This window comes from Novosphingobium sp. AAP93 (assembly GCF_001296055.1).
Taxonomy (GTDB): domain Bacteria; phylum Pseudomonadota; class Alphaproteobacteria; order Sphingomonadales; family Sphingomonadaceae; genus Novosphingobium.
The window spans coordinates 26,094-47,373 of the sequence record NZ_LJHZ01000050.1 but is presented as its reverse complement, the minus strand read 5'-3'; the positions used below and the strand labels follow the sequence as shown (position 1 = coordinate 47,373).

21 protein-coding genes are annotated in these 21,280 nt (G+C 67.2%); 15 read left to right on the top strand and 6 right to left on the bottom strand.

Annotated elements, in window-relative coordinates:
• Window positions 1–96: 96 nt before the first annotated feature.
• Entirely contained in the window at window positions 97–693 is a 597-nt protein-coding gene (locus tag IP83_RS09155) for a sigma-70 family RNA polymerase sigma factor (protein ID WP_369817013.1), read from the top strand.
• Window positions 694–778: 85 nt separating this feature from the next.
• On the opposite strand, the gene IP83_RS09150 is transcribed toward IP83_RS09155, so the two are convergent.
• Window positions 779–1,126, bottom strand: coding sequence for an energy transducer TonB (locus IP83_RS09150; RefSeq protein ID WP_054121911.1), 348 nt, complete (start codon window positions 1,124–1,126; stop codon window positions 779–781).
• A 219-nt stretch (window positions 1,127–1,345) separates the two neighbouring features.
• Here IP83_RS09150 and IP83_RS09145 point away from each other — a divergent pair, with 219 nt between their 5' ends.
• Window positions 1,346–2,014 (top strand): peptidylprolyl isomerase, encoded by a 669-nt coding sequence (locus IP83_RS09145; protein ID WP_054121910.1) that lies wholly within the window; start codon window positions 1,346–1,348, stop codon window positions 2,012–2,014.
• Here IP83_RS09145 and IP83_RS09140 read toward each other — a convergent pair whose 3' ends face one another.
• The 5 genes from IP83_RS09140 to bioB all read right to left on the bottom strand — a co-directional run bounded on the left by IP83_RS09140 (window position 2,015) and on the right by bioB (window position 7,932).
• Window positions 2,015–3,754: a hypothetical protein gene (locus tag IP83_RS09140; RefSeq protein WP_054121909.1), complete on the bottom strand. Its 1,740-nt coding sequence runs from the start codon at window positions 3,752–3,754 to the stop codon at window positions 2,015–2,017. It lies immediately after the preceding gene.
• Between the two features lie 127 nt (window positions 3,755–3,881).
• Window positions 3,882–5,135, bottom strand: coding sequence for an adenosylmethionine--8-amino-7-oxononanoate transaminase (locus IP83_RS09135; protein WP_054121908.1), 1,254 nt, complete (start codon window positions 5,133–5,135; stop codon window positions 3,882–3,884).
• The gene (bioD, locus tag IP83_RS20880) at window positions 5,132–5,752 is read right to left on the bottom strand and encodes a dethiobiotin synthase (RefSeq protein WP_054121907.1); all 621 of its coding nucleotides are present in this window, start codon (window positions 5,750–5,752) and stop codon (window positions 5,132–5,134) included. Before bioD ends, IP83_RS09135 begins: the two co-directional genes overlap by 4 nt.
• Window positions 5,749–6,873, bottom strand: a complete 1,125-nt coding sequence (locus IP83_RS09125; RefSeq protein WP_054121906.1) for an 8-amino-7-oxononanoate synthase — start codon at window positions 6,871–6,873, stop codon at window positions 5,749–5,751. The genes bioD and IP83_RS09125 overlap by 4 nt, the downstream gene beginning before the upstream one ends.
• A 3-nt stretch (window positions 6,874–6,876) precedes the next feature.
• Entirely contained in the window at window positions 6,877–7,932 is a 1,056-nt protein-coding gene (gene bioB / locus IP83_RS09120; RefSeq protein WP_054121905.1) for a biotin synthase BioB, read from the bottom strand.
• A 275-nt stretch (window positions 7,933–8,207) separates the two neighbouring features.
• Here bioB and IP83_RS09115 point away from each other — a divergent pair, with 275 nt between their 5' ends.
• The 13 genes from IP83_RS09115 to IP83_RS09055 all read left to right on the top strand — a co-directional run bounded on the left by IP83_RS09115 (window position 8,208) and on the right by IP83_RS09055 (window position 21,256).
• Window positions 8,208–9,491, top strand: a complete 1,284-nt coding sequence (locus IP83_RS09115; protein WP_054121904.1) for a nucleotide sugar dehydrogenase — start codon at window positions 8,208–8,210, stop codon at window positions 9,489–9,491.
• Between the two features lie 35 nt (window positions 9,492–9,526).
• Entirely contained in the window at window positions 9,527–10,558 is a 1,032-nt protein-coding gene (locus IP83_RS09110) for an NAD-dependent epimerase (RefSeq protein ID WP_054121903.1), read from the top strand.
• Between the two features lie 53 nt (window positions 10,559–10,611).
• A complete protein-coding gene (locus IP83_RS09105; RefSeq protein WP_054121902.1) occupies window positions 10,612–11,517 on the top strand; it encodes a LysR family transcriptional regulator in 906 nt (301 codons plus the stop codon).
• Between the two features lie 70 nt (window positions 11,518–11,587).
• Window positions 11,588–12,010: an NAD(P)H-dependent oxidoreductase subunit E gene (locus tag IP83_RS09100; protein WP_054121901.1), complete on the top strand. Its 423-nt coding sequence runs from the start codon at window positions 11,588–11,590 to the stop codon at window positions 12,008–12,010.
• Window positions 12,007–13,548, top strand: a complete 1,542-nt coding sequence (locus IP83_RS09095; RefSeq protein ID WP_054121900.1) for an NADH-ubiquinone oxidoreductase-F iron-sulfur binding region domain-containing protein — start codon at window positions 12,007–12,009, stop codon at window positions 13,546–13,548. The genes IP83_RS09100 and IP83_RS09095 overlap by 4 nt, the downstream gene beginning before the upstream one ends.
• Before the next feature lie 130 nt (window positions 13,549–13,678).
• Entirely contained in the window at window positions 13,679–14,197 is a 519-nt protein-coding gene (locus IP83_RS09090) for a molybdenum cofactor guanylyltransferase (protein ID WP_054121899.1), read from the top strand.
• Complete coding sequence (gene fdhF / locus IP83_RS09085; protein ID WP_054121898.1) at window positions 14,187–17,066, top strand: formate dehydrogenase subunit alpha; 2,880 nt, start codon at window positions 14,187–14,189, stop codon at window positions 17,064–17,066. The genes IP83_RS09090 and fdhF overlap by 11 nt, the downstream gene beginning before the upstream one ends.
• On the top strand, window positions 17,063–17,287 hold the full coding sequence (locus IP83_RS09080; protein WP_054121897.1) for a formate dehydrogenase subunit delta: 225 nt from the start codon (window positions 17,063–17,065) through the stop codon (window positions 17,285–17,287). Before fdhF ends, IP83_RS09080 begins: the two co-directional genes overlap by 4 nt.
• Window positions 17,277–18,062, top strand: a complete 786-nt coding sequence (gene fdhD / locus IP83_RS09075; RefSeq protein ID WP_054121896.1) for a formate dehydrogenase accessory sulfurtransferase FdhD — start codon at window positions 17,277–17,279, stop codon at window positions 18,060–18,062. Before IP83_RS09080 ends, fdhD begins: the two co-directional genes overlap by 11 nt.
• A gap of 54 nt (window positions 18,063–18,116) precedes the next feature.
• Window positions 18,117–18,860 carry a TonB family protein gene (locus tag IP83_RS09070; RefSeq protein WP_054121895.1) on the top strand — a complete coding sequence of 248 codons (744 nt, stop codon included), beginning with the start codon at window positions 18,117–18,119 and terminating at the stop codon, window positions 18,858–18,860.
• A 101-nt stretch (window positions 18,861–18,961) separates the two neighbouring features.
• Window positions 18,962–20,002: a mannose-1-phosphate guanylyltransferase gene (locus IP83_RS09065; RefSeq protein ID WP_054121894.1), complete on the top strand. Its 1,041-nt coding sequence runs from the start codon at window positions 18,962–18,964 to the stop codon at window positions 20,000–20,002.
• Window positions 19,999–20,802, top strand: a complete 804-nt coding sequence (locus tag IP83_RS09060; protein ID WP_054121893.1) for a class I mannose-6-phosphate isomerase — start codon at window positions 19,999–20,001, stop codon at window positions 20,800–20,802. Before IP83_RS09065 ends, IP83_RS09060 begins: the two co-directional genes overlap by 4 nt.
• Window positions 20,792–21,256 (top strand): DUF2721 domain-containing protein, encoded by a 465-nt coding sequence (locus IP83_RS09055; protein WP_231624977.1) that lies wholly within the window; start codon window positions 20,792–20,794, stop codon window positions 21,254–21,256. Before IP83_RS09060 ends, IP83_RS09055 begins: the two co-directional genes overlap by 11 nt.
• Window positions 21,257–21,280 lie beyond the last annotated feature (24 nt).

The following is a 21,280-nucleotide window of genomic DNA, read 5'->3' as shown; positions in this document are numbered from 1 at the left end:
CCTGACGATGACCCAAGGCCACCGCCGAAATTACACCACATTGACGGACGCAACCCTCGGGCACTGTTGGTGCATCGAATGGCAAAGGAGGAAAGCATGGCAAGCCAACTGGAGATCGCCCGGCGCGCCGCAACCAGCCCGCGCAAGAGCGCCGGCTACGATTGGGAAGCCGCCATGGCCGCCAGTCTCGCCGGTGATGCGGCTGCCTATCGCCGCCTGCTGGAAGAAGCAGGCCGCTGGCTCCGCCGCTACTTTGCCCGCCGCCTTTCTCCCGAGATGGTCGACGATGCCGTGCAGGAAGCGCTCACCGCGCTGCACCTCAAGCGCGCCACGTTCGAACCGGGCCGCCCCTTCCTGCCCTGGCTCGCCGCGATTGCCCGCTTCAAGGGTGTCGACAGCCTGCGCAGCGCCGGGCGCAACCGCACCGAGGAACTGGACGAAGGCCTGCACGGCGTTGCCAGCCATGAAAGCGCATCGCTCAGCGGCATCGTGATGGGCCGCCTGTTCGATCGCCTGCGCCGCCCGCAAGCCGATGCGATCCGGCTGGTCAAGCTGCAGGGCTTCTCGGTGCGCGAAGCCGCCGCGATGACCGGGCAATCCGAAGCGCTGATCAAGGTCAACATCCACCGCGGGCTCGCGGCGCTCAAGACTTTCTTCGGCGAAGGCGAGCCGGCGGCCGATCTCATCGGCTGAACGCAAAAAAGAAGGGACGGATTGCTCCGCCCCTTCCTCGGCCGAGGGCCAGATGGCTCCGGTCGTCAGCTCGAAAGCAAGTGGATCACAGCAGCTTCCAGGTGATCGGCACGGTCACCGTGGTCGCACCGCCCGGCGGCGGCGGCACCGAGCCGGTGCGGCTCGGCAGGGCCAGCGCCTCGCGGTCGAGCGCGGTCGAGCCCGAGGCCGAAACCAGTTCCGCGCGTTCCACCGCGCCGGAAGCCGCGACATAGATCTTCACCTTGGCCGTACCTTCTTCGCCGCGCGCCTGCGCGGCCTTGGGGTAGGTCTGCTTGGCGGCGATGGTGCGGGTGACCTGGCGAATCCAGTCGGCCGACTGGGCGTGCGCAGGGCCAGCCATCGCGGCGGCAACGAAGAGCCCGAGGGCAAGGGTCTTGGCAGTCTTGAACATGGTGGGTCCTTCCGTTCTTGGCGTCGGAGTGGTCCGCCAGCCGGGGGGGACGGGCTGACGGACCGGGGTGTCGTGGGGTGGCTCCATCTGGCGGCAAGGCCGTTAGATTCGCGCCAAGGCGCGCTACGAACGGCACCGGAGGGGGCATTCACGCCATTCCGGACTGTTGCTGGCGGGAATCCTTGCTTCGCCGCGCGCCTTGAAGGTTAATGGCGGGGTATGCTGAACCGCCGATTCGTCCTTGCCGCGCTTCCGCTCGCGTTTTTGCTGGTTGCCGCCGCACCCGGAAAGCGCATGGTTGTGCCCGCACCGCCGCCTCCCCCCCCTCCGCTCGCTGCCGTGGAACGCGTGGGGCTGACGACCGAGCTGGGGGTGATCGAACTCGCGCTCGATGGTGCGCATGCCCCGATCAGCACCGCCAACTTTCTGCATTATGTCGATAGCAAGCGGTTCGACGGGATCAGCTTCTACCGCGCGATGCACCTCAACTGGGGCGATCAGCCCAATGGCCTGCTGCAAGGCGGCCTGCGCGATCCGCGCCGCCTGTTTCCGCCCATCGCGCACGAGCCGACGAGCCAGACCGGGCTCAGCCACGTGGCCGGCGCGATCTCGATGGCGCGCAATGCGCCGGGCACCGCAACGGCCGATTTCTCGATCATGCTGTCGGACCTGACCAGCCTCGATGCCAATCCCGCGTCCGCCGATCCCGAGGCCCAAGCGGGCTATGCCGTGTTCGGCAAAGTGACGGCGGGGATGGATGTGGTGCGCAAGATCTGGGAATCGCCTATCTCGCAAACCCTCGGCGAGGGATCGATGCGCGGGCAGATGCTGGAAGCGCCGGTAAAGATCCTCACCGCGCGCCGCCTGCCACCGCTTGCCGCACCCTGATCATTCCGGGCACGCCACCGGTTCGCCCGCGCCGCGCTGGAACAGCACCAGCCTGAGGTTGAACGAATCGCCCCCAGCCGTCTGGTTCGGCCCCGCGACCAGTTCCACGGCATCGCCCGCAGCGAGGTTCGCGCTGAGCGAGGGCAGTTGCAGCTGGCCCGTCAGCACACCGCGCCACAGCACTTTGCCTGCGGCGGTAACGGTCAGGTCCACCCCGTCGCCCGAAGCCGCCTTGGCGAAGCAGCCGCCGATGTCGACGGCCTGCGCGCCCGGTGCGACATAGCGCCAGACCGCGCGGATGGGGGCGGCGGCAGTGCCGCCCGGCGCGGCGGAGGTGGTGTTGATCCGTAGCGGGCGGTACCAGCGGTCGCCGAAGTAGCTGGTGAACTGGTCGTCGAACAGCGGCAGGCGGTAGCCTGCCTCGGCCTTGAGCCGCGTGGCATAGCGCCACTGCGGGCTGCCCCAGCCCATCAGCGTATCGGCGATCCATGTCGAAGTGCCATAGCGGATCGCGGTGGTTCCGGTGATCACCAGCGGCCTTTCGCTGACGCTGAAGCTCGTTGCGGGCGCGCCGGTCGCATCGCGCACTTGCCCGCCTTGCACGGTCAGCGCGCGCGGGGCGCCCCAGACCACGGTGGTATCGGCGCCAAACCGATAGGCAAAGAGCAGCGGATCGCCGAGATCGAGCCGCTGCGGCCGCCCGCGCGCCAGGAGTTGCTGCATCAGCCGGAAGGCGCCTGCCTGCGCCTTGGGGGCATTGCCGGCATAGAGTCCCATGTTCGGGAACCAGCGCTGGTCGATCAGCGCATACCAGCTCGCCTGCGCGGCGCCATGCGCGGCGAGCATCGTCGCCTGCTTGACCAGCTCGCCCGCGGCGACGGGCTGGTTGCGGGTGTCGACGCTGAACTCGCTCGCCCAGACCGGCACGCGCTTGCCCGCTGCGTCCATCGCCGCGTTGAGCTGCGCCAGCTCCACATCGAGCCCCTCGGCGCGCAGGCGATAGGGGTGCACGGCAATGCCATCGACGGTGGTGAGCATGCCTGCGGCGAACAGCGTCCGGAGGAAGCCGGTACCGATCATGTTGGTCGAACCGCCGAGGATCGCCGTGCGGCCACCAAGGCGCGCGCGGACGGCTTTCAAGGTCGCGACATAAGCGGCGGCGCGGTCCACCCCTGCGGGGTAGACCAAGGTGCCCGAACCGTTGATCTCGTTGCCGACTTCGACGGCGGCAAGGCATGGCCCAAAGCGGTCCGCCAGCGCGGCGAGATAGGCGGCGAACGCGGCGTTGCCCGCTGCGCTCGATACCCACCCGCCGCCATCATAGAGCGGATTGGACGGCACGGCGGTGAGCAGCAGACGCTGCCCGCCCGCACAGGCCGCTGCCAGCGTCTGCGCGGCGGGGGTGTTCAGGCTGTAACTGCCGCGCACCTTCTCGGTTTCGGCCCAGGGCAGCGAATCGCGCAGCATCGGCGCGCCGACCTGCTGCGCCTGCGCCAGCGTGGACGGCGTCCAGCCCTGACTGAAATGCGTCTGCACGCCGAGCACCATCGGCGGGAGCTTCGCCGGTTCCGCTGTCCCCGCGGCTTGCGCGGTGCCGATGGGCGAGGTGACTTCCGCGGTATGCCTGAGGTGCGCCGGGCCGCAAGCAGCGAGCATCGCCACCAGCACGGCAATGCGCAAAGCCGGGCGAACCTGGCTGGCAGTCTGGCGAAGGGGATCGATAAGGGCACGGCGGACCATGGCACGCTCTCCGAACAGGGGACGCGACAAGGGTGCCGAAGGCGCCTTAATGCGCTCCCAGCGGAGACGCTTAAGCGGCCATTTTTGTGTGTTGCGCCAGTCTCGCCGAACGCTTGGGGGTTTGTCCTTAGGAAAAGACCGCGCGGACGCCCGTCTCGATCACGTCGCCGATCCGCGTGAGATCGGCGTCGTCGATGCAGTAGGGCGGCATCACGTAGATCGTGTTGCCGAGCGGACGCAGCAGCACGTCGGCCTCACGGAACAGCGTGAGCAGGCGCGGCGCGAGCGAGGACATGTAGCCGCCGTCCGGCACCTCCAGATCGAGCGCGGCAATCGTGCCGCAGCGGCGTGTGGCGGCGACGCCGGGGAGCATGGCGAGCCGGTCCAGCAAGGCCTGCTGGCGCGAGCCGAGGTCTGCCAGCCGCTCCAGCACCGGCTCTTCCTGCCAGATCGCGATATTGGCGGCGGCGGCGGCACAGGCGATGGGGTTGGCGGTGTAGCTCGACGAGTGGAAGAACATCCTGGCGCGGTCGGTCGACCAGTGTGCCATGAAGATCTCCTCGCGTGCCATTGTCACCGCCAGCGGCATCGAGCCGCCGGTCAGGCCCTTGGCGATGCACAGGATGTCGGGCACCACGCCCGCCTGTTCGCAGGCGAGCAGCGTGCCGGTGCGCCCCCAGCCGGTCATGACTTCGTCGGCGATCAGCAGCACCTCGTGGCGACGGCAGACCTCCGCCATCGCGGCGAGCAGCGCGGGCGGGTACATCAGCATGCCGCCAGCGCCGAGTACCAAGGGTTCGACGATGAACGCGGCAGGCGCCTCGCAGCAGGCGGCTTCCAATGCTTCGAGGGTGTTGGCGCCGTCACCCACCGGAAAGGGAATCGTGCCGACATCGAACAGCAGCGGCGCATAGGGCGCGTTGAATACCCCGCGCTCGCCCACCGACATCGCGCCGATGGTATCGCCATGATAGCTGTGTTCGAGCACGAGGATGCGCCCGCGCGGCCGTCCGGTATGCGCCCAGTAGCCCAGCGCCATCTTCAGCGCGACTTCGACCGAGGTCGAGCCGCTGTCCGAGAAGAAAACGCGGGTGAGCTCGTCGGGCATCATCGCCCGCAGTCCGACGGCGACGCGTTCGGCGGGTGCATGGGTCCAGCCGGCAAAGATCAACTGGTCCAGCGCCCCCGCCTGTGCGCGGATCGCCTCGACGATGCGGGGATGGCAGTGGCCGTGCGTGGTCACCCACCACGAGGAGATCGCGTCGATCACCCGGCGCCCGTCCGCCGTGTAGAGCGCGGCGCCTTGCGCGTGGGTGACGAGCGGCACCGGATCGCCCAGACCATGCTGGGTGAACGGGTGCCAGACGGACGAGCCGCTCACGAAAAGTCGTCTAGGTTGAAGCCGTGTGCAAAGGCGTCGGCCAGCGTCTGCGGCGTCAGCGCGGGCAGCACCGGCAGGCGGCCGAGGCGGTGGACCTTGCCCATCTCGCAGATCGTCGCCTCGTTGTCCTCGTTCGCCTCGCCCACGAAGGCCACACCGTGGATCGGCACGCGGCGGGCGCGCAGCGCCTCGATGGTGAGCAGGCTGTGGTTGATCGTGCCCAGCGTGGTGCGCGCGACCACGATCGTCAGCAGGCCCCATTCGGCGAAGACATCTGCGTAGGTCACTTCGCGCGTCAGCGGCACGAGCGCGCCGCCCGCGCCTTCCACCACCAGCGGCCGCGCTTCGGGCAGGAGCAGCACGTCGGGATCGATCGCGACGCCGTCGAGTTCCGCCGCGCGGTGCGGAGAGAGTGGTTCGGTCAGGCGATAGGCCTCGGGAATGATCCGCTCGGCAGGCAACCCGGCCAGCGTCGCCACGCTGTCCTTGTCGGCCCCGTCATCGAGGCCGGATTGCACCGGTTTCCAGTAATGGGCGCCCAGCGCTCCCGTCAGAGCGGCTGAAAACACCGTCTTGCCAATGCCGGTATCGGTTCCGGTCACAACAAACGCACTCATGCCAGCGCCTTTGCCAAGGCGGCGGCCAGCGCGTCAATATCCTCCAGGATAACGTTTTGTGTCAGCGAGATGCGCAGGCGGCTGGAGCCTGTGGGAACCGTCGGCGGGCGGATGCCGCGCACGTCGAAACCCGCCTCCTGCAGCTGCGCGGCCACGCCCATGGTGCGTGCTTCATCACCGAGGATGAGGGGCATGATCTGCGTGCCGGTCACGGTCGCGCCGAGTGGAGCCAGCACCGCCTCGGCATGGGCAGCCAGTGCCATAAGGCCCGTGCGGCGCTCGGGTTCATCGACCAGCATGCGCAGCGCCTCGCGCACGGCGGCGGCCATGAGGGGTGAGGGGGCGGTCGAGAAGATGAAAGGACGGGCGCGGTTGACGAGGAAATCGCGCACGACGGAAGGGCCGCAGATCAGCGCCCCCTCACAGCCCAGCGCCTTGCCGCAGGTGCGCAGCACGACGGTATCCGCCCGCCCGTCGAGCGCGGCAGCCAGACCGCGTCCGTCCGGCCCGAACACGCCGGTGGCGTGGGCCTCGTCGATCAGCATCACCGCTTCGTGCCGCTCCGCCAGCGCCGCAAGGTCCGCCAGCGGTGCGCGGTCGCCGTCCATCGAATAGAGGCTTTCGAAGGCCAGCCACGCCCGGCCCCTGCCGCCTGCGGTGCGCCAAGCGGTGATTGCATCGGCGAAACTCTGGACGTTGTTGTGGGCCGCCATGGCCTTGTCGGCCCGCGTCAGCGCCAGCCCCTCGTGCATCGAGGCATGGATCAGCGCATCGTAGACGACGAGGTCCCCGCGCTGCGGCAGGGTCGCCAGCAGCGCGACATTGGCGGCATAGCCTGACGAGAGGAACAGCGTGCTTTCGCAGCCGAAGAACCGCGCGGCCTCCGCCTCCAGCGCCTCATGCTCGGGATCATTGCCGCGCAGCAGCCGCGATCCGCCCGAGCCCATCGGCACCCCGCGCGCGATGGCCGCTTCCACCGCGCGCGCAAGGCGCGGCGCCCCCGACATGCCGAGGTAGTCGTTCGAGGAGAAATCCCGCCCCCGCCGCAGGATCAGCTGCCGCCGCCGTCCGCGCGCCGCAAGGCTGTCCAGATCGGCGCGGTGGGCTTGCCAGATATCCATAGGCTACCGCCCGCAAGCCCTAGCCTTTTCCGCGCGCATGGGCTCCTCCGCTTCCATCGGCTTGAGCCCCAGCCGGGCGAAGAGCGCGGCATCGGCATCGTCGCCCGCGTTGGCGGCGGTGAGCAGCCGGTCGCCGGTGAAGATCGAGTTCGCCCCCGCCATGAAGCTCAGCGCCTGCGTCGCCTCCGACATCGACTCGCGCCCCGCCGAGAGCCGCACCATCGAACGCGGCATGGTGATCCGGGCGACAGCGACCGTGCGAACGAACTCGATGTCATCGATCTTGGCAAGCGGGGTATCGGCCAGCATGTCGCCCAGCACGGTGCCCTTGATCGGCACCAGCGCGTTCACCGGCACGCTTTCCGGATGGCGCTCCAGCGTCGCCAGCGCATGGATGAAGCCGACCCGGTCGCTGCGCGTCTCGCCCATGCCGACGATCCCGCCCGAGCAGACGTTGATCCCCGCCTCGCGCACGCGGGAGAGCGTATCGATGCGCTCCTCGAAGGTGCGCGTAGTGATGATCTCGCCATAGCGTTCGGGCGAGGTATCGATGTTGTGGTTATAGTAGTCGAGCCCCGCCTCGGCGAGCTGCGCGGCCTGGCTCTCGCTCAGCATGCCCAGCGTCATGCAGGTTTCCATGCCCATCGCGCGCACGCCCTTCACCATCGCAATGATCGCGGGCATGTCGCGGTCCTTGGGGTTGCGCCACGCCGCGCCCATGCAGAAGCGCTTGGAGCCGGCATCGCGCGCCTGCGCGGCCGATTGCAGCACGGCCTGAACGTCCATCAGCCTGGTCGCCTTGACCCCGCTGTCCGCCTTCACCGATTGCGCGCAATAGCCGCAGTCTTCCGGGCAGCCGCCGGTCTTGATCGAGAGCAGCGTGCAGAGCTGGACTTCATCCGGCCGGTGGTGTCGGCGATGCACTTCGGCGGCGCGGAAAACGAGTTCGGTAAACGGCAGGTCGAACAATGCCGCGATCTCTTCCCGTGACCAGTCGGTGCGCACGCCTTCGGGGCTACCTGCGGCCTCGCGGTCAGGGATTATCGCGGCTTGGGTCATGGGGCACTCCGTCGGGCAATTCGGGGAAAGGGAATCAGAGACTTGCCCCTAGCCGAGTTGAGCTGGCCTGACTGCCCCGAAAATAGGTCGGGTCATTTCACATCTGGAAACTGGGCAGTGCTCATTTGCTGTCGGGGCGCCCGGCCTTTGGAATTTTTTCACTTAACCAGTGCTACCAGCGGACACGAAACAAAGGGGCTTTGCGCCCCGCATCGGTCGTCAGCCGGATGGTGCAGCGTCCGCATGACCAGGTTTGTGAGGCAGGCTTTTCCATTATGAAGGCGTTCGGCAAAATCGGTGTGATCGGGCTTGGCTATGTCGGCCTGCCGCTCGCGGTCTCGTTCGCGCGCAAGCACGATGTGGTGGGCTTCGATGTCAGCGAGCACCGCGTCTCCACGCTGCGCGCCGGGCATGACTATACCCACGAGATTTCGCACGAGGACCTCAAGGCTTCCACGCTCGCGATCACCTCGTCGATCGAGGATCTGCGGGGCTGCAGCATCCTCATCGTGACCTTGCCCACCCCGGTCGACGAAAGCCGCCGCCCCGATTTCTCCAACATCACCGCCTCCTGCGCCGCCATCGGCAAGATCATCGCCCCCGGAACGATCATCGTGTTCGAAAGCACCGTCTATCCCGGCGCGACCGAGGAAGTCTGCGCGCCGGTGATCGAGGCGGCCTCGGGTCTCAAGAGCGGCGAGGGCTTCAAGCTCGGCTACAGCCCCGAACGCATCAATCCGGGCGACAAGGCGCATCCGCTGGAAGCCATCGTCAAGGTCGTCGCCGGGCAGGACGCCGAGACGCTCGAGACACTGGCCCAGCTTTACGGCTCGGTGATCCACGCCGGCATCCACCGCGCCTCGTCGATCAAGGTGGCCGAAGCCGCCAAGGTGATCGAAAATACCCAGCGCGACATCAACATCGCGCTGATGAACGAGATCTCGAAGATCTGCGACCTCGTCGGCATCCGCACCAAGGAAGTGCTCGCGGCGGCGGGAACCAAGTGGAACTTCCTCAAGTTCTACCCCGGTCTTGTCGGCGGACACTGCATCGGCGTCGATCCCTATTACCTTACCGCCAAGGCCGAGCAGATGGGCTATCACCCCGAAGTGATCCTTTCGGGGCGCCGCATCAACGACAGCATGGGCAGCTATATCGCGCGGCGCGGGGTGAAGATGCTCGCGGCATCCGGCCACCCGCTGAAGGACGCGCGGATCGGCATCCTCGGCCTCACCTTCAAGGAAAACGTGCCGGATATCCGCAATTCGAAGGTGGATGATATCTACCGCGAACTGTGCGAATTCGGCATTGCGCCGCTGGTCCACGATCCGCTGGCGCACCCGGAGGCGACACAGCACGAATTCGGCATCGCGCTTTCGCCGATCGACGACTTCACCGGGCTCGACCTCCTCATCTACGCGGTCTCGCATGATCATTATGCGGCGCTGGGCGTCGACGCGATCCAGCGCATGGTGGCGCCGGGCGGTGTGCTGATCGACGTGAAGTCCGTGCTTGCGCCGCACGACCTGCGTGAAGACATCCGCTACTGGAGCCTCTAGGCTCTGGTCTGAATACGCGCGCGCCGGAGACTGACATGGCAATCCTCGTAACCGGCAATGCCGGCTTCATCGGCTTCCACACCGCCAAGACCCTGCTCGAACGCGGGGACGACGTGGTCGGGCTCGATGTCGTCAACGACTACTACGACCCCGCGATCAAGGAAGCGCGCCTCTCGATTCTCGAGGAGACCGCGCGGCGCACCAACGCGTCCTACACCTTCGTCCGCGCCAATCTGGCCGACCGCGCGGCGGTGGAGCGCACGTTTGCCGACAACGACATCCGCCGGGTGATCAATCTCGCCGCGCAGGCCGGGGTGCGCTATTCCATAGAGAACCCGCACGCCTACGTCGAAAGCAACATCATCGGCTTCACCAACATTCTCGAAGCCTGCCGCCATGGCGGGGTCGAGCATCTGGTCTATGCCTCGACCAGCAGCGTCTACGGCGCCAACCAGGCGATGCCGTTCAGCGAGCATGTCGGCGTCGATCACCCGCTGCAGTTCTACGCCGCGACCAAGAAGGCGAACGAGCTGATGGCGCACAGCTACAGCCATCTCTACCGCCTGCCGACGACGGGCCTGCGCTTCTTCACCGTCTACGGTCCGTGGGGCCGCCCGGACATGGCGCTGTTCCTCTTCGCGAAGAACATCATCGCGGGCAAGCCGATCGACGTGTTCAACTACGGCAACCACACGCGCGATTTCACCTTCGTCACCGATATCGTCGAAGGCGTGATCCGCGCCTGCGACAACCCCGCACAGCCGAACCCCGATTGGGATGCGCACCGGCCCGACCCCGCGACGAGCAACGCGCCCTACCGGATCTACAACATCGGCAACAACAGCCCGGTCAAGCTGACCGAATATATCGAGGCGCTGGAAGAGGCGCTGGGCAAGAAGGCGATCCGCAACCTGCTGCCGCTGCAGGCGGGCGACGTGCCGGATACCTTCGCCGATGTCTCCGACCTCGAGCGCGAGCTGGGCTACAAGCCGGCGACCACGGTGAAGGAAGGCGTGGCGGCGTTCGTGGCGTGGTATCAGGACTACATGACGAAGTCTGCTGGCTGACGCCTGTACGCCGAGTGTGATAGGCGGTTCCTTTCAGAGGAGGCCGCCCGTCCATGCAGCTGCGCCACTTGCGTTATTTCGTCACGCTCGCGCGCGAGCGGCATTTCGCCAAGGCGGCGGCGGCCTGCGGCATCTCGCAGCCGACGCTCTCGGCGGGCCTCACCGCGCTGGAAGCCGAGTTCGGGCGGCGGCTGGTCGAGCGCGACCGCAGGTTTATCGGGCTGACCGAACATGGCGAGGCGATGCTGCCATGGGCCGAGCAGATCCTCGGCGCCGTGAGCGGCATGGCGAGCGCGGTCGCCGCCACCGCCGCGCCGCTGCGGGGCGAGTTCGGGCTGGCCGCGATTCCAGCCGCGCTGCCGCTCGTCGGCCTGTTGGGCGAGGCGTTGCTGGCGCAGAATCCGGGTATCACGCTGTCGGTCCGCTCGGCTACGTCGCGCGCGATCGAGCATGGGCTGCATGCGTTCGAAGTCGATGCGGGGCTGACCTATCTTGACCACGAACCGCCCGCAAACGTCCTATCGGTGCCGCTCTATGCCGAGCGCTACATGTTTCTGGTCGCGCGCGGCGGCGGGTTCGATGCGCACGAGGCCGTCAGCTGGAACGAAGCCTGCGCGCAGACCTTGTGCCTGCTCCATCAGGGCATGCAGTACCGCCGGATTCTCGATGAGCGGCTGGCGGCGCGGGGGCTTGCGGTCGCCCCGCGCGCGACGGCGGACAGCCACTTCGCGCTGTTCGACATGGTTCGTTCGGGCGCTTTCGCGACAATCGTGCCCGATGGCTATGCGCGGTTGATGGCGGGGGTGGAATGGGCGCGGTTCCTGCCCTTCGACGCGCCGGAAGAAGCGCGGCGCGTGGGGCTGGTGGTGGTGAACCGCGATCCCTTGGGGCCGATGGCCCGCGCCGCGCTGGCAGCAGCCCGCGCGCTCGAGCCGGCGGGGCTGCAACCTCCGTTTTGATAGAGAAAATCTATCAGTCATACCATATTTCAATTTGACCTTTGATGCGGATTTCCCAAGGCTTTTTCGCATGACAGACCAAGACGAGCTTGATGGCATCCTTGCCGCCCACACTGGCCGCGAAGGCGCGCTGCTGCCGATCCTGCACGATGTGCAGGCCGCGTTCGGCCATGTTTCGGAAAGCGCGATCCGCCACATTGCCCATGCGCTGAACCTGACGCGGGCGGAAGTGCACGGTGTCGTCAGCTTCTACCACGATTTCCGCGAGGAGCCGGAAGCCCGCCCGGTGCTCAAGCTCTGCCGCGCCGAAAGCTGCCAGGCGCGCGGCGTCGAGGCGCTGGTCGCCGCGCTGCCGGACAATCCTCGCGTGGCGGTCGAGACGGTCTATTGCCTTGGCCTGTGCAGCGTCGGCCCGGCTGCGATGGTCGGTCACGACGTTCACGGCAGGCTCGATGCGGCCCGCCTTGGCGCGCTGGTGGAGAGCCTGGCATGACGGTCGTGCGCATTTCCGATGACGCCGCGGCGATTGCTTGCGGTGCCAATGCGGTAGTGGCTGCCTTCGTCGCCGCTGGCTGCACGGTTGAGCGCGTCTCTAGCTGGGGCATGCACTGGCTCGAACCCTTGGCCGAGATCAATGGCATGGGCTTCGGCCCGCTCACGCCCGACGATGTCGCGGCCGTGCTTGCCGGAACCAGCGACAAGGCGATCGGCGCCGTCGCCGAGCACCCCTTCATCGCCCGCCAGCAGCGCTTCACCTTCGCCCGCGCGGGGCGCACGCGCCCGCTGAGCCTCGACGACTATGCCGCGACCGGCGGCTGGGCCGGCCTCAAGCGCGCGCGCGAACTCGGCGGCGAAGCCACCATCGCCGAAGTCACCCAATCCGGCCTGCGCGGGCGCGGCGGCGCGGGCTTCCCGGCGGGGATCAAGTGGACCACGGTCGCCAAGGCGGCGGGTCCGGTGAAATACATCGTCTGCAACGCCGACGAAGGCGACAGCGCCACGTTCGCCGATCGCATGGTGATGGAAGGCGATCCTTTCATGCTGATCGAAGGCATGGCGATCGCCGGCCACGCTGTCGGCGCGGGCAAGGGCTATATCTACGTCCGCAGCGAATACCCGCACGCCATCGCCAAGCTGAACGCGGCGATTGCGCTGGCGGTCCCCCATATCGCGCCGTTCGAAGTCGAAGTGCGCGTCGGTGCGGGGGCTTATGTTTGCGGCGAGGAAACTTCGCTGTTGAACTCGCTTGAGGGCAAGCGCGGCGAAGTGCGCGCCAAGCCGCCGCTCCCGGCGCTCGAAGGCCTGTTCGGCAAGCCGACCGTGGTCAACAACGTGCTAACTCTTGCCGCGGTGCCTTGGATTCTGGCTAACGGCGGCCAAGCCTACGCGGACGTCGGCTTCGGCCGTTCGCGCGGCACGATGCCGATCCAGCTTGCCGGGAACATCAAGCACGGCGGCCTGTTCGAAGTCGGCTTTGGGATCACGCTCGGCGAACTGGTGAACGAGATCGGCGGCGGCACGGCTTCGGGCCGTCCGGTCCGCGCGGTGCAGGTGGGCGGTCCGCTGGGCGCTTACCACCCGCCCGCCGATTTCCACCTGCCGTTCGATTACGAAGCCTTCGCCGCCGCCGATGGCCTGATCGGCCATGCCGGCCTAACCGTGTTCGACGAGACCGCAGACATGAGCGCACAGGCCCGCTTCGCGATGAGCTTCTGCGCCGCCGAAAGCTGCGGCAAGTGCACCCCCTGCCGCATCGGCTCCACGCGCGGCGTTGAACTGATCGACCGCATTCGCGCGCGTACCGGTCGCGCGGCCGACAAGGTCGAGGGACTCCCCCAGATGCACAACGCCCGCAAGGTGCCGCGCACTTTGGGCGACGAGATCGAGCTACTGGAAGACCTTTGCGAAACAATGAAGTTCGGCTCGCTCTGCGCGCTGGGCGGCTTCACGCCCTATCCGGTGCTTTCGGCGTTGAAGCACTGGCCGGAGGATTTCGGCATGGGCGCGCCCGAGCAGGAAGCCGCCGAGTGATCGGGCGTCGCGCCAGCATCCTTCGACAAGCTCAGGATGAGCGGGGTGGGGGTATTGCTCCATTCCACAACCACCAGGATCCGCTCGTGCTGAGCTTGTCGAAGCACGCTCGCGCAGCATGGCCCCAGGCATGATCCTCGGCGCGGTCCTTGCAGGCGGGCAGTCCTCGCGCTTCGGCAGCGACAAGGCGCTGGCCGCGCTGGGCGGGCGCACCTTGCTGGAGCGTGCAGTCGCCTCGCTCGAAACGCAGTGCGATGATGTGATCGTGGTCGGTCGCGGTGAAGTACCCGACCGCCCGTGTGCCGGAATGGGGCCACTGGGCGGGATCAACGCCGCGCTGCATCACGCGCATGCGCAGGGCTATGCCGAGGTGCTGACATGCGGCGTCGATTGTGGCGGCCTTGCACCCGATACCATGGCAGAACTCACTCCCGCACCTGCCTACGTCGCCGACCAGCCGGTGATCGGCCTCTGGCCCGCCACCGCTGCCACCTCGCTCGACGCTTTCCTCGCCACCGATGCCAAGCACTCCATGCGCGCCTTCGCCGAAATGATCGGCGCGCGCCCCGTGACCCTTTCGGCGAAAACCGCTAATATCAACACGCGCGAAGACCTTGCGGCCGCGCAGGAGCATATCGATGGACTCTGAAATCTATCGCCCCCAGCCCGATCTCGGCACGCCGCCATCCCCGGCTGAACGCGCGGGCGCCGCAACGGTCACGCTGACCATTGACGGCCGCGAAGTCTCGGTCGCCCCCGGCACCACGGTCATGCGCGCGGCTGCCGTCTCCGGCGGCTCGATCCCCAAGCTCTGCGCGACCGACAGCGTCAAGCAGTTCGGCTCGTGCCGCCTCTGCCTTGTCGAGATCGACGGGATGCGCGGTACGCCTGCCAGCTGCACCACGCTCGTGTCCGAAGGCATGAAGGTCCACACCCAGACCAAGAAGCTGGAGAAACTGCGGCGCGGGGTCATGGAGCTCTACATCTCCGACCACCCGCTCGATTGTCTCACCTGCAGCGCCAACAACGATTGCGAACTGCAGGACCAGGCCGCTGCGGTAGGCCTTCGCGATGTGCGCTATGGCTACGAGGGAGAGAACCATCTGGCGCAGCCGATGGATATCTCGAACCCCTACTTCGATTTCGATCCCTCCAAGTGCATCGTCTGCTCGCGCTGCGTGCGCGCCTGCGATGAAGTGCAGGGCACCCTCGCGCTCACCATCGAAAGCCGCGGCTTCGGCAGCAAGGTGAGCGCGGGGCTCGCCTCGGACAGCTTCCTCTCCTCCGAATGCGTCTCGTGCGGCGCCTGCGTGCAGGCCTGCCCGACTGCGACCCTGCAGGAAAAGGCGGTCAAGGAAATCGGCAAGCCCGAGCGCGCCACCGTCACCACCTGCGCCTATTGCGGCGTCGGCTGCACCTTCCGCGCCGAAACGCGCGGTGAGGACGTCGTCCGCATGGTGCCGTGGAAGGACGGCAAGGCCAATCGCGGGCACTCCTGCGTCAAGGGCCGTTTCGCCTGGGGCTATGCCCAGCATCAGGAACGCGTGCTCTCGCCAATGATCCGCTCCTCGATCTACGAGCCGTGGCAGGAAGTGAGCTGGGAAGAAGCCATCGCCCACACCGCCAGCGAACTGAAGCGCATCTCCGCCAAGTATGGCCGCAACGCGCTTGGCGGCATCACGTCCAGCCGCTGCACCAACGAGGAGACGTTCCTCGTCCAGAAGCTCGTCCGCGCCGGCTTCGGTACCAACAACGTCGATACCTGCGCGCGCGTCTGCCACTCGCCGACGGGCTACGGCCTCAAGACCACCTTCGGCACGTCTGCGGGCACGCAAGACTTCGATTCGGTCGAGGACAGCGATGTGATCCTCGTGATCGGCGCGAACCCGACCGATGGCCACCCCGTCTTTGCCAGCCGCATGAAGCGCCGCCTGCGCCAGGGCGCCAAGCTCATCGTGATCGATCCGCGCCGCACCGATCTTGTCCGCAGCCCGCATATCAGCGCCGACTATCACCTGCCGCTGCGCCCGGGCACCAACGTGGCCGTGCTGACCGCGCTCGCCCACGTGATCGTTACCGAAGGCCTCGCCGATGAGGCCTTTGTGCGCGAGCGGTGCGACTGGGAAGAGTATCGCCACTGGGCCGATTTCGTCAGCCTTGAGCGCAACAGCCCCGAATTCCTCGAGCCGGTCACTGGCGTTCCTGCCGCCGACCTGCGCGGCGCGGCGCGGCTTTTTGCCACCGGCGGCAACGGCGCGATCTATTATGGCCTCGGCGTCACCGAACACAGCCAGGGCTCGTCCACCGTCATGGCCATCGCCAACCTCGCCATGGCAACCGGCAACATCGGCCGCCGCGGCGTCGGCGTGAACCCGCTGCGCGGGCAGAACAACGTGCAGGGCGCCTGCGACATGGGCAGCTTCCCGCATGAACTCTCAGGGTATCGCCACGTGTCGGACCTCGCGACCCGCCAGCTGTTCGAGGCCGAATGGGGCGTGCGCATCGATCCGGAACCGGGCCTGCGCATCCCCAACATGCTCGATGCCGCGACCGACGGCCTGTTCAAGGCGATCTACATCCAGGGCGAGGACATCCTCCAGTCCGACCCCGATACCAAGCACGTGGCGGCAGGCCTCGCCGCGATGGAATGCGTGATCGTGCAGGACCTGTTCCTCAACGAGACCGCCAACTACGCCCACGTTTTCCTGCCGGGCTCCACCTTCCTCGAAAAGAACGGCACCTTCACCAACGCCGAGCGCCGCATCCAGCCGGTGCGCAAGGTGATGGAACCGAAGAACGGCTACGAAGACTGGGAGATCACCCAGCTCATGGCACGGGCGATGGGGCTCGACTGGAACTACACCCACCCGCGCGAGATCATGGACGAGATCGCCCGCCTCACGCCGACCTTCGCGGGCGTCAGCTTTGCGCGGCTCGATGCCGAAGGCTCGCTGCAATGGCCGGTGAATGACGCGGCGCCAGATGGTTCGCCGATCATGCACATCGATGGTTTCGTGCGCGGCAAGGGCAAGTTCGTGGTGACGGACTACGTGCCGACCGACGAGAAGACCGGCCCCCGCTTCCCGCTGCTTCTCACCACGGGCCGCATCCTCAGCCAGTACAATGTCGGCGCGCAGACCCGCCGCACCGCCAATGTCGTGTGGCACGAGGAAGACTTGCTCGAAATCCACCCGACCGATGCCGAGAATCGCGGCATCAAGTCGGGCGACTGGGTGCGCCTAGCCAGCCGCTCGGGCGAGACCACCTTGCGCGCGACCGTGACAGATCGCGTCGCGCCGGGCGTCGTCTACACCACCTTCCATCACCCCGCGACGCAGGCCAACGTCGTCACCACCGACTATTCGGACTGGGCGACCAACTGCCCCGAATACAAGGTGACCGCCGTCCAGATCACCCCCTCAAACGGCCCCAGCGACTGGCAGGAGGAATACGAGGCGCAGGCCACGCGCTCGCGCCGGATCAAGGGCCATGAAGGGGCGATGGAGCCCGCCGAATGAGCGCGCATACCACCGAAAAGCTGGTCTACATGGCGAACCAGATCGCCCGGAACATGACGCATGATCCCGACCCGGTGGCGATGATCGCGGATCATATCCACGCGTTCTGGTCGCCGCGGATGAAGGCTGACGTGTTTGCCGTACTGGACGGCCCGCAAGGCGCCGCCCTCGATCCGGTGGCGCGTGCCGCGCTCGACCGGCTTGCGGCTCATGCCGGGTAAGGCCGCCCTCGCGCATACATTTGCCGAGCACTTTGCCGATGGCCGCGCGCCCGCCCCGCGCGAGCGGCTGCTCGCCATCGAAGCGCCCGTGGCGATCGAGATCAACGGTCTCGGCTATGCCGTGATGATGGCGACGCCGTCTGACCTTGCCGACTACGCGCTGGGTTTCTGCCTCTCCGAACAGCTGATCGCGTCTCCCTCGCAGCTCCTCTCTGCCGAGGCGAGCGAAGTCCCCGCCGGCGGCTGGATGCTGCGTATCCAGCTCGCCGCCGATGATGCCGCCCCGCTGATGGAGCGCGCCCGCCTGCGCCTTGCCGAAGGGAGCTGCGGACTTTGCGGGATCGAAAGCCTCGAACAAGTGCTGCGCCCGTTGCCGCCGGTCGAGGCCAAGCTCGCTGTGGATGATGAAGCGATCTTCCGCGCCGTTGTGGCACTCCCGGCACTTCAGCCGCTGGGGCAAGCCACGCGCGCCGTCCATGCCGCCGCGTTCTGTGATCCCGACGGCACCGTGCGGCTGGTGCGCGAGGACGTCGGCCGCCACAACGCGTTCGACAAGCTGCTCGGCGCGATGGCGCAGGCTGGCCTCAATGCCGGGGATGGCTTCATCGTCCTCACCGCCCGCTGCAGCTTCGAACTGGTGCAGAAGGCGGTGGTTGCCGGCTGTCCGCTGCTGGTCACGATCTCTGCCGCTTCCACACTGGCGGCGGAGCAGGCCGCCGCGCACGGCTTGCGGCTCGTCTCGCTGGCGCGGGAAGACAGCTTTCTCGCTGACTGAGTTCATCGCCCGAGGGATTCCGGTGCGGCCCCGCTTCCACTAAGGTGTCAGCCGATGAGCGACATTCTGGCGAGCACCCGCTTTGGCGACCGCCCCGCGCTCAGCCGCAGGACCCGCCTCTGGCTGCTGCTGGCGGTTGCGCTGCTGCACGTGGGGCTTGGTTTCGCGATTCTCACCGGCCTCGCGAGCGGCGCGATCACGCTGATTCAGGATGCTGCAACAGCGGCATATTCGGTCCCGCTCGATCCGCCAGCTCCGCCGCCACCGCCTGCCAATCCCGTCCCCACGCCGGAACCCGCCGGCGACGAGGGCGCCGCTGCCAAACGCGCCAAGCCCAAGCCGGTCGCAGCGCCCCCCCCGCAGATCCCCAACAAGGCGATGGCCGCCGCGCCTGTCGCCTCGACCGGAGATGCCACCAAGTCCGGTGCCGCCGGTGCAGGCAGCGGCACCGGCGGTGGCAATGCGGGGGCGGGCACCGGAGCAGGCGGCAGTGGTGACGGCTCAGGATCGGGCGCCAGCCGCGCGGTCAAGATCGCCGGCGATATCACCGCCACGCGCGATTATCCCGCGCGCACCCGCAACCTTCGGCTGGGCAAGAGCGTTGTCGTCGTGCTCACCGTCGGCACCGATGGCCGTGTCCACGGCTGCCGCATCCACCAAGCCAGCCCGGACCCGGAAGCCGATGCCATCACCTGCCGTCTTGCTACCGAACGTTTCCGTTTTCGCCCTGCGACCGACCGCGCCGGTACTCCGATTGCATCCGAATTCGGCTGGCAACAACGATGGTTTGCGCCATAAGTGATGCAGTGCAACATTGCCGTGACATATACCTAGGTTATGGCAAAAGCGGGATCGGCGCCGCAGTCGGCTCGGTTCACAACCTAAGACACAGGAACCTGATGGATACGATAATTCCCGTTGTTCTGTGCGGCGGAAGCGGCACACGTCTCTGGCCGCGTTCGCGCAAGACCTGCCCCAAGCCGTTCCTGCCGCTGGTCGGCGATACCACGCTGTTCGAGGCGACGGTGCTGCGCTGCCCCGCGGAAGCGGGCTTCGGCGCGCCCATCGTCGTAACCGGCACCGCGCATGTCGAGCATGTCGAGGCACAGCTGCCCGATCCGGCGCACAGCACGGTGATCGTCGAACCCGAAGGCAAGAACACCGCCGCCGCCATCGCGCTCGCCGCGCTGCGCCTGCCCGAAGACGCGGTCATGCTGGTCTGCCCGAGCGACCATCATATCGGCGATGTCGAAGCCTTTCAGGCTGCCGCGCGCGAAGCGGCGGCGCTGGCCCGGGGCGGCTGGCTTGTCTCGTTCGGGATCGCGGCGACCGCGCCCGAGACCGGTTTCGGCTATCTGAGGCGCGGCGATGCCATCCCCGGCTCCGGCGGTTTCGCGGTGGCGCAGTTCGTCGAAAAGCCCGATCTCCAGCGCGCCATCGGCTTCCTCGCAGACGGCGGCTACGCCTGGAACGGCGGTATCTTCGCCTTCCGCGCCGGCACCTTCCTTGCCGAACTGGCCGCCCATCGCCCCGCCTTGTTCGAGGCCGTGCGCGCCGCGGTTGCCGAGGGCCGTGAGGACGGCACGCGCTTCCATCCGGATGCCGCTGCTTTCGCGCGGATCGAGGGCGAATCGGTCGACTATGCCGTGATGGAAAACACCGCCCACGCCGCGATGGTGCCTGCCGCGATGGCATGGTCCGATATCGGCAACTGGCAGGCGCTCCACGAAGCGCTCGATCGCGACGAGGGCGGCAACGCCGCGCGCGGGCGGGCGGAACTGGTCGATTGCACCAATGTTCTCGTCGACAGCGACGGCCCGCGCGTCTCGGTCATCGGGGCGAGCGACCTGATCGTCGTGGTCGACAAGGATGAAGTGCTCGTCTGCTCTGCCGCCGGGGCGCAGAAAGTGGGCAAGCTTGCCGGAGCTGTGAACCAATGAGCGAACTTGCCATCCGCACCGTCGAAAAGCCGTGGGGGCGCAGCCAGCTGCCCGCCCCGTTCACGGTCCCTTTCGGCAAGCGGATCGGCGAGATCTGGTTCGAACCAGTCGAGGAAGTCTATTCCCTCCTCGTGAAGTACATCTTCACCAGCGAGAAGCTCTCGGTCCAGGTCCATCCGGATGACACGCAGGCCAAGGACCTCGGCGAATACGATACCGGCAAGGAAGAATGCTGGCTGGTGATTGATGCGGAGCCCGGCGCAACGCTTGGCATCGGCTTTCATGGCGAGCTGAGTGCCGACGCCATGCGCGCCGCGGCGCTCGATGGCAGCATCGAGGATCTGATGGTCTGGCATCCGGTGCAGGCGGGCGATTTCTTCTATATTCCGGCGGGCACGGTCCATGCCATCGGCGCCGGGGTCAGCCTGATCGAAATCCAGCAGAACTCGAACATCACCTACCGCCTCTACGACTATGGCCGCCCGCGTCGGCTGCATCTCGACAAGGGGATCGCAGTGGCGAAGGGTGAGCCCTATGCCGCCGCGCTTCATCGGCACCTTGCGCCGACCGGCACGGTGGAGCTGGCGCGCGGGCGCTATTTCACCGCACACCGGGTGGAAGGTGTGCCCGATGCCGCGCTGCTGGAGGAGTATGACGGCCCGCTGCTGGTGCTGCCCCGCCGCGGCGAGCTCGGATTGGGCCAACAGGTCGTGCGTCCCGGCGAATGCGCTTATGCCGCTTCGGCGTCGGCGATCACCTTCAACCCGGAAAGCCAGAGCATCCTTGTTCGTGCAGCCTGAGCACCCGGTCATGCTGGCGCAGACGATCCAGCTCGCGCTGGCGCCCGTCTTCGTGCTCGTCGCCATCGGCAACATCATGAACATCCTGACCGCCCGCCTTGCGCGGATGGTCGATCGTTCGCGCCACCTGCAGGCGCTCCATGGCGGCACCATGGGCAGCGAGCACGACGGGGTGGTGACCGAAATGCGCGTCATCGACCGGCGCATCGCCCATATCGGCCGCGCGCTGCTGTGCCTTGTGATCAGCGGCCTCGCCATCGGCACGACCGTGGCGGCGCTGTTCCTGAGCGAGCTGGCAGGTGCAGATCTCGGCATCGTCATCGCCGCTACCTTCGTTCTCGCCATTGCGCTGCTGATGGTCGCGCTGGTGCTGCTGTTGCTTGAAACCCGGCTGGCGGCGAAAACCCTGCGCCTGCCGCCCGAACTCCTCGAACTCGAACGCGGCGACCTCTGATGCGCTAAAATAGGGACAGTCCCT